Origin of the sequence: Peptoniphilus indolicus ATCC 29427 (genome assembly GCF_000227315.1) — a bacterium.
GTDB lineage: Bacteria > Bacillota > Clostridia > Tissierellales > Peptoniphilaceae > Peptoniphilus > Peptoniphilus indolicus.
On record NZ_JH165062.1, the window covers coordinates 84,856 to 91,273 of the forward strand.

8 protein-coding genes, 1 tRNA gene and 1 pseudogene are annotated in these 6,418 nt (G+C 28.9%); all 10 read right to left on the reverse strand.

The window, feature by feature from the left end:
• Nucleotides 1-581: ribonuclease III (rnc, locus tag HMPREF9129_RS06450; protein ID WP_004821687.1), on the reverse strand; the 581-nt coding region annotated here is incomplete at its 3' end.
• Nucleotides 574-810 carry an acyl carrier protein gene (gene acpP, locus HMPREF9129_RS06455; protein WP_004821689.1) on the reverse strand — a complete coding sequence of 79 codons (237 nt, stop codon included), beginning with the start codon at nt 808-810 and terminating at the stop codon, nt 574-576. The genes acpP and rnc, both read right to left, overlap by 8 nt.
• Before the next feature lie 4 nt (nt 811-814).
• Nucleotides 815-1,737, reverse strand: a pseudogene (gene plsX / locus HMPREF9129_RS06460) (phosphate acyltransferase PlsX).
• Nucleotides 1,738-1,975: 238 nt separating this feature from the next.
• Nucleotides 1,976-2,051: transfer RNA gene (locus HMPREF9129_RS06465), tRNA-Trp, on the reverse strand.
• Nucleotides 2,052-2,215: 164 nt separating this feature from the next.
• Complete coding sequence (gene rph / locus HMPREF9129_RS12690) at nt 2,216-3,463, reverse strand: ribonuclease PH (protein ID WP_004821695.1); 1,248 nt, start codon at nt 3,461-3,463, stop codon at nt 2,216-2,218.
• A 93-nt stretch (nt 3,464-3,556) separates the two neighbouring features.
• Nucleotides 3,557-4,054, reverse strand: coding sequence for an N-acetylmuramoyl-L-alanine amidase family protein (locus tag HMPREF9129_RS06475; RefSeq protein ID WP_004821697.1), 498 nt, complete (start codon nt 4,052-4,054; stop codon nt 3,557-3,559).
• Nucleotides 4,055-4,110: 56 nt separating this feature from the next.
• Nucleotides 4,111-4,287, reverse strand: a complete 177-nt coding sequence (locus HMPREF9129_RS11430; protein WP_004821698.1) for a hypothetical protein — start codon at nt 4,285-4,287, stop codon at nt 4,111-4,113.
• Nucleotides 4,284-4,892 (reverse strand): stalk domain-containing protein, encoded by a 609-nt coding sequence (locus HMPREF9129_RS06480; protein WP_004821701.1) that lies wholly within the window; start codon nt 4,890-4,892, stop codon nt 4,284-4,286. The genes HMPREF9129_RS11430 and HMPREF9129_RS06480 overlap by 4 nt, the downstream gene beginning before the upstream one ends.
• A gap of 56 nt (nt 4,893-4,948) precedes the next feature.
• A complete protein-coding gene (locus HMPREF9129_RS06485) occupies nt 4,949-5,926 on the reverse strand; it encodes an AIR synthase related protein (RefSeq protein ID WP_004821702.1) in 978 nt (325 codons plus the stop codon).
• The coding region (locus HMPREF9129_RS11715) for a hypothetical protein (RefSeq protein WP_004821704.1) at nt 5,913-6,418 on the reverse strand (506 nt) is incomplete at its 5' end. The genes HMPREF9129_RS11715 and HMPREF9129_RS06485, both read right to left, overlap by 14 nt.

Below are 6,418 nucleotides of genomic sequence, written 5' to 3' on the forward strand. Positions count from 1 at the left end.
AATGTCTTATTATTGTCAGGTCCCTTTTCTTCTCTTAAAACATATTCTACTTCTTTTTTCGAATCTCTTTGAGAAAACTCTTGAAGTAGTGTTTTATAATCAATATTTATTTTATTAGAAAGAGCAGCTCTTATATTTTCATCACATAGACTTAAGACCACTTTTTTAGCGCTAGAAAGCCCACCATCTAAATACACAGCTCCTATCAAGGCCTCTAACGCATCCGCCATTATAGAAGCTCGATAATTCCCATCGGCTTTGTACTCTCCTCTACCAAATTTAATAAACATCCCTAAATTTATATCTTTAGCAATTTTATACAGAGCTTGTTCACTTACAATTTTACTTCTAAGCTGAGATAACTTTCCCTCTCTCATATTCAAATTATTTAAAAATAATTCTTCGGTTATAACAAGTTCTAAAACAGCATCTCCTAAAAATTCAAGTCTCTGATTATTTTTTTGATAAGATTCATTTTCATTTAAATACGACGAATGCACAAGTGCAGTTTCTAAATATAAATCATTATTAAAATTATAATCTATTATAGAACATAATTTTTTTATATCCTTATTATTCACCTTCAATGTTCAATTCTTTTGCGTATTCAATAACATCAGAAATTGTTGATAATTCTTTTAAGTGGTCTTCTTCAAGTTCTATTGAGAACTCATCTTCAATACTCATTACAAGTTCAACTATATCTATAGAATCTGCACCTAAATCATCAACAAATGTCATATCTTCTTCTAATTCATCTACATCTCTTCCAAATTGATCTGCTATTAATTGTAAAATTCTCTCTCTCATTTCCTCACCTATTAAAAATTAATCCTATTTTTTCAACTATTTTTGTTTCATATGCCTGTAAAGCTTGTTTTGTTGCATTCCTAATAGCCTTGCTATCAGAACTTCCATGCGCTTTTATTACTATTTCTTTTATTCCAAGTAACAATGCCCCTCCAATTTCGCTGTAGTCTAAAGATTTTTTAGCTTTAATCATTAAACTTCCTACTTCTTTCAGCATTTCTGATGATAAATTGGCTTTTCCAACCAAACTTTCAAGCATTTTAGAAACAAAATAAGCTGTACCTTCTGTAGTCTTTAAAAGTACATTTCCTATAAAACCATCACAAACTACTAAATCACAAACTCCCAAAGATAAATCTCTCGCCTCTACATTTCCAATAAAGTTTAATCCTGAATCTTTAAGTAGAGGATATACAGCCTTTGTTAAAGTATTCCCTTTGTGTTCTTCAACACCAACATTCAAAAGTCCTACTCTAGGATTTTCGATTCCATTTATTTTTAAATATTGGTCGCCCATCTTTGCAAATTGTAATAATAAATCTTCACTACAATCCATATTCGCACCAGAATCTATAACCAATGTAGAACCTTTTAAATTAGGTATAGAAGTTGGTAACACAGCTCTTTTTACATTATCTATTCTTCCAATTATAAATAGACCACCAGCAAGTAATGCACCTGTACTTCCTGCCGATACAAAAGCATCATATTTTTTTCTTTTAAAAGACTAAGTCCAACTACTGTAGAAGAGTCTTTCTTTTTCCTAAGAGCAAAAGCAGGTTCTTCATTGTTTTCAATATTCTCGCTTGCATTTACTATTTCAGCTTTTTCATTTAATTTATTAAGCGAACTTCTTATAGAATCTTCATTTCCTACAAAAGCTATTTCAACTCCAAGTTCGTTTCTTGCATCTATAGCTCCTTTCACTATTTCAAAAGGTGCATTATCTCCTCCATTGGCATCGAATAATATCTTCAAGCTACCCCTCCATTCTAAAATAATATATAGTAAATATTATAAAAAATCAATTTCATTTTATAGATTAACCGCACTTATATTAAATATTTTTTAAGTTCCACCATAAATTCAGTTTACATTATAAATGCTAACATTAGCAATAAAAAACCGCTATTCACTAAAAATTAGTAAATAACGGTTGAATTTATGGCAGGGGTAGCAGGACTCGAACCCACGGCACTTGGTTTTGGAGACCAATGTTCTACCAACTGAACTATACCCCTACAACAAAAAATATTTTATCAAAAATTTAATAATCTTTCAAGTATAAATTTTCCAGTTAATATCTTTATATGACAAATTAGAAAATCTATACTTGAACCACTTTACTTACTTAATTCATCTTCTATAAATTGTCTAAACTTTTTCAATGCATTTGACCTATGACTTATTTTATTTTTTCTTCATTTCCAAGTTCTGCAAAAGTTTTATCATATCCTTTTGGAACAAATATACTGTCATATCCAAATCCTGCATCACCTTTTTCTGATTTAATTATATCACCCTTGCATACTCCTTCAAAAAATATTTCTTCATTATTTTCGCCAATATAAGCTATTACTGTTTTAAATTTAGCTTTTCTATTACTAGATTTTTCTAAATTCTTAAGAAGTAGTTTTCTATTTTCTGTATCATTATGGTCAAATTTTTCATTATACCTAGCTGATTTTACACCGGGTTCTCCATTTAACTCATCTACAAAAAGTCCTGTATCATCTGCTATAACTGCATAATTTGTATATTTTTTCATCTCTACAGCTTTTAAATGTGCATTACCTTGCAATGTATCAGAGTTTTCTTCAACTTCTAAATTTGATTTTAAAATTTCAGATTTAGTTAATATCTGAACATCTAATCCTTCTAGAATTTTGTTTATCTCTTCAACTTTATGTGCATTGTCTGTTGATAAAACTATTTTTTTTGCTTTCTTAGTTGCTTTTTCTTGAATCTCAAATATTTTATTGAAAGATTCCTTTGATAAATCCAATAATTGATTTAATCTATCTAAAGAAAAAGGTCTACCTTCTGCTGTACCTTGAATTTCAATAAATTCAAATTTATCATTTATTACTAAGTTTAAATCTACATCAGCTTTCGAATCTTCTTTATAGCACAGGTCTACTAGATTTTCTCCATTGACTACCCCTACAGACAAAGCTGCAATTTTACTTATAATTGGATCTTCATTAAAAATTCCCTTTTCAATATATTTATCCACTGCTAATTTTAATGCAACATATGCTCCATTTATACTAGTTGTTCTAGTTCCCCCATCAGCAGATATTACATCACAATCAATCCATATTGTTCTCTCACCAATTTTTGAAAGATCTATAGCCTGTCTTAAACTTCTCCCGATTAATCTTTGTATTTCTTGACTTCTTCCGTCAATTTTACCTCTTGAAGAATCTCTAACTTTTCTTGTATCTGTTGAGCCAGGTAGCATAGAATATTCACTTGATAGCCATCCAGTATTTTTCCCCTTTAAAAAGAAAGGTACTTTATCTTCTATCATCGCTGTACATATAATTTTTGTATTTCCACATTCTATCAAAACAGAGCCATCTGGATGATTTAAATAATTGTTTTGTATTTTTATATTTCTCATTTCATTATTATTTCTATCTTTTCTCATATTCCCTCCAAAAAGAAAAGAGGTCGATGACCTCTCTTAATAGAATTTTAAGTTCTTGGTCTAACCATGATTTTATGTTGGTTAAAAACCTCTTTATTCCACATACTTATCTACATAGTTATTTATTCCCTGATAAACACCTTCAACTAATTTGTCTATATATTCATCATCTTTAATTTTATCTAACTCTTCTAAATTAGATAAAAATCCAAGTTCAACAAGAGCCGCTACTGTGTTGGTCTTATTTAATACTAAATAACTGGAACCATCTTTAACACCTCTGCTCTTTGCTCCTGTAGCTGATATTACAGCTCTTTGTATTTCTTGGGCAAAAGGTTTTTGCTCAACAGATTTTATACCAACAGTCTTTTCACTGGCATAAAAAGTTTCTACTCCACTAGCTTCTGTATTTACAGAACAATTGAAATGAATTGATAAAAATAATTCTGCTTCCGAATCATTTGAAATCCCTGCTCTATCCAAAAGTTCAATATATACATCACTATCTCTAGTCATTATTACTTCATAGCCCTTATCTTTTAATTTTTCAGATAATCTTTTAGCAACTTTTAAAGTAGGTACTTTTTCCATATACCCATCTTTACTAAGTCCACCACTATCCTTACCGCCATGACCTGCATCTAAAACTATTGTAACTTTACCTTTTTCTTAAGAGTCTTTGAAATATTTCTCTTTTTTTGAGGTTCTACAAGTTGTTCTGCCTTATCAAGTTCTTTCATTTGTTTGAGTTCATTTTCTGACCTAAAACCATCTGTCTTTTTAGGTTTAACTATTATACCATTTTTTGTATCATTTATAGTCAATGCAGCAGCTTTTTTTCAGAATTTTCCTTATCACTTGTTTTAGAATCAACTTTAATCTCTGTTTTAGTATTATTTTTAGATTCAGATGTCTCTTGACTTATAGGTTTAGCTTCTTTAGTAGTATTTACTATTGCAGTCTGAGATTCTTGATCCCAAGAAACTGAATATCCAAAAGTCTCTGATAAAAATCTTAGTGGTACCATTGTCTTTGTCTCGTATTTAGGAGTTGAGTACGTTGCAAATTTAGGTATAGAATCTTTTGAAATTGTATTTTTAACACTATTTATATAAATCACATCAGAGTCAATCTTCATCTTTATAGACTGCTTTTTATTTTCTATAGTAGCACTATTTGTTTTATTATCCCAAAATACTTTTGCTCCTAAGCTTTCCGTAAGCTCTCTTATAGGTACAAAAGTTCTACCACCTATAGTATAAGCCGTATAATCAACTTTTAAAATTTCTCCATTAACTTTTACATTAACTTTATTTACTTGCGCATTTTTATTATCAATTTTTATATTAAGTACGTTGTTAGCATAAATATTTGTCGGTATAAAAATAGAAATAATAAACACCAATAATATAATTCGTTTATATTCCATAATTCCCCCTTACTCTATAATTTATACCACTTATCAAAAACTTTTTCAAATATTACTTAAAGTATCTTGTATAGCTCATCCACTGTTGTATTTTCTATTAACTCATTCACTTCAGATATTACTTCTATTCCACTTCCCTCAGCAACATATCCTATGTTAGTTACTTTTATATTTTCATACTCACATTTTGACTTGAAATTTTCAAAATCCTTTTCACCAAAAACCATAATTAATGAACCACTTGAGATAAGCCTGTATGGATCTAAAGAAAGTTCACTACAAATTTTTTTACTCACTTTTTTTAAAGGAATTCTTTCTTTCTCAATAATAAATTTTTTCTTTAAGAACTCACTGCTTTCCCAAAGAGCACCATATACACCACCCTCTGTTATGTCATGCATAAATTTAACATTATTTTCTTTTGCTAGCATTGCCTCTTTCACGATAGAAATACTTTCTCCCATCTCATCTATTTCTTTAATTTCCGTTTCAGTTAAATTTAATAAACCCTTCTTTTCGTTTGTCACTATATATGTGCCTTCCATTGCTATATACTTAGATACACAAACTATATCTCCATTTTTAACTAATTTTTTATTTAGCACAGAATTTCTATTTAACTTTCCAACCACAACCGATGTCACTATTATCTTATTCACAGCATCAGTTATTTCTGTATGTCCGCCTATTATGTCAATATTCATTTTTTTACATTCATCGCTAGCTTCTATCATTACTTCTTCTAAATCTTTTAATTCACAGCTTGGTGGAGCTAAAACACTGAGTAATATTCCAACCGGAGTAGCTCCTTCTGTTGCAACATCATTACAAGATATATTTACAGATAGTTTACCTATTCCACAATTAGTCCCGGTAATTGGGTCTACTGATAGAACCACTAAATCATCCTTTAAATCCAAAACTGCTGTATCTATTCCTATATCTGATTTTTTCAAAACTTCTTTTCTACAATTTGAAATGTGTTTAAATATATGCTCTTTTAATTCATCATCTGTTAACTTACCTATCTTCATCTAAATCCCTCAATCCAACTTCAATTTCAAAATACAAGTATCCATTTCTTACAGAACTTGAAATCAGCTTTATATTTTTTTGTTTTTTTAGCAAATCTTCTAAAACTGCTGTAGAATTTGCAGCTCCTTTTATTGTAACTCTATTTTCTAAAAATTTATATTCCTCAAAAAATATATCAGTATTACTTATATTTTCAAAATTCTCAACTAATGATTCAAACTTTTTATTGTATCCTTCAATCCCTTTTTCATCTTTTTCTCTGTCATCTTTTAATGTAGTGTTTTTATCTTTTTCTAAAGCTATTTCTTTTAAAGAATTTGAAAACTCCGTTTTTAATTTATTTTCTCTATTATTTAATAAAATAAATATGCATAGATTTAATAAAATTAATGCTCCAATTATTAAAAATATATTCACGCTATTTTTATTTTTACTCTTTATAAAATTATTTTTTAAATTTATATCATCAATCTCTAAATTTTTAAAAACAT

Bases quoted from the DNA above. Each gene is read 5' to 3' on its own strand.
- acpP (WP_004821689.1), bottom strand. From the start codon at position 810: ATGAGAGAGAGAATTTTACAATTAATAGCAGATCAATTTGGAAGAGAT.
- HMPREF9129_RS06475 (WP_004821697.1), bottom strand. From the start codon at position 4,054: ATGGAAAAAGTACCTACTTTAAAAGTTGCTAAAAGATTATCTGAAAAA.
- HMPREF9129_RS06485 (WP_004821702.1), bottom strand. From the start codon at position 5,926: ATGAAGATAGGTAAGTTAACAGATGATGAATTAAAAGAGCATATATTT.
- HMPREF9129_RS06480 (WP_004821701.1), bottom strand. From the start codon at position 4,892: ATGGAATATAAACGAATTATATTATTGGTGTTTATTATTTCTATTTTT.
- rph (WP_004821695.1), bottom strand. From the start codon at position 3,463: ATGAGAAAAGATAGAAATAATAATGAAATGAGAAATATAAAAATACAA.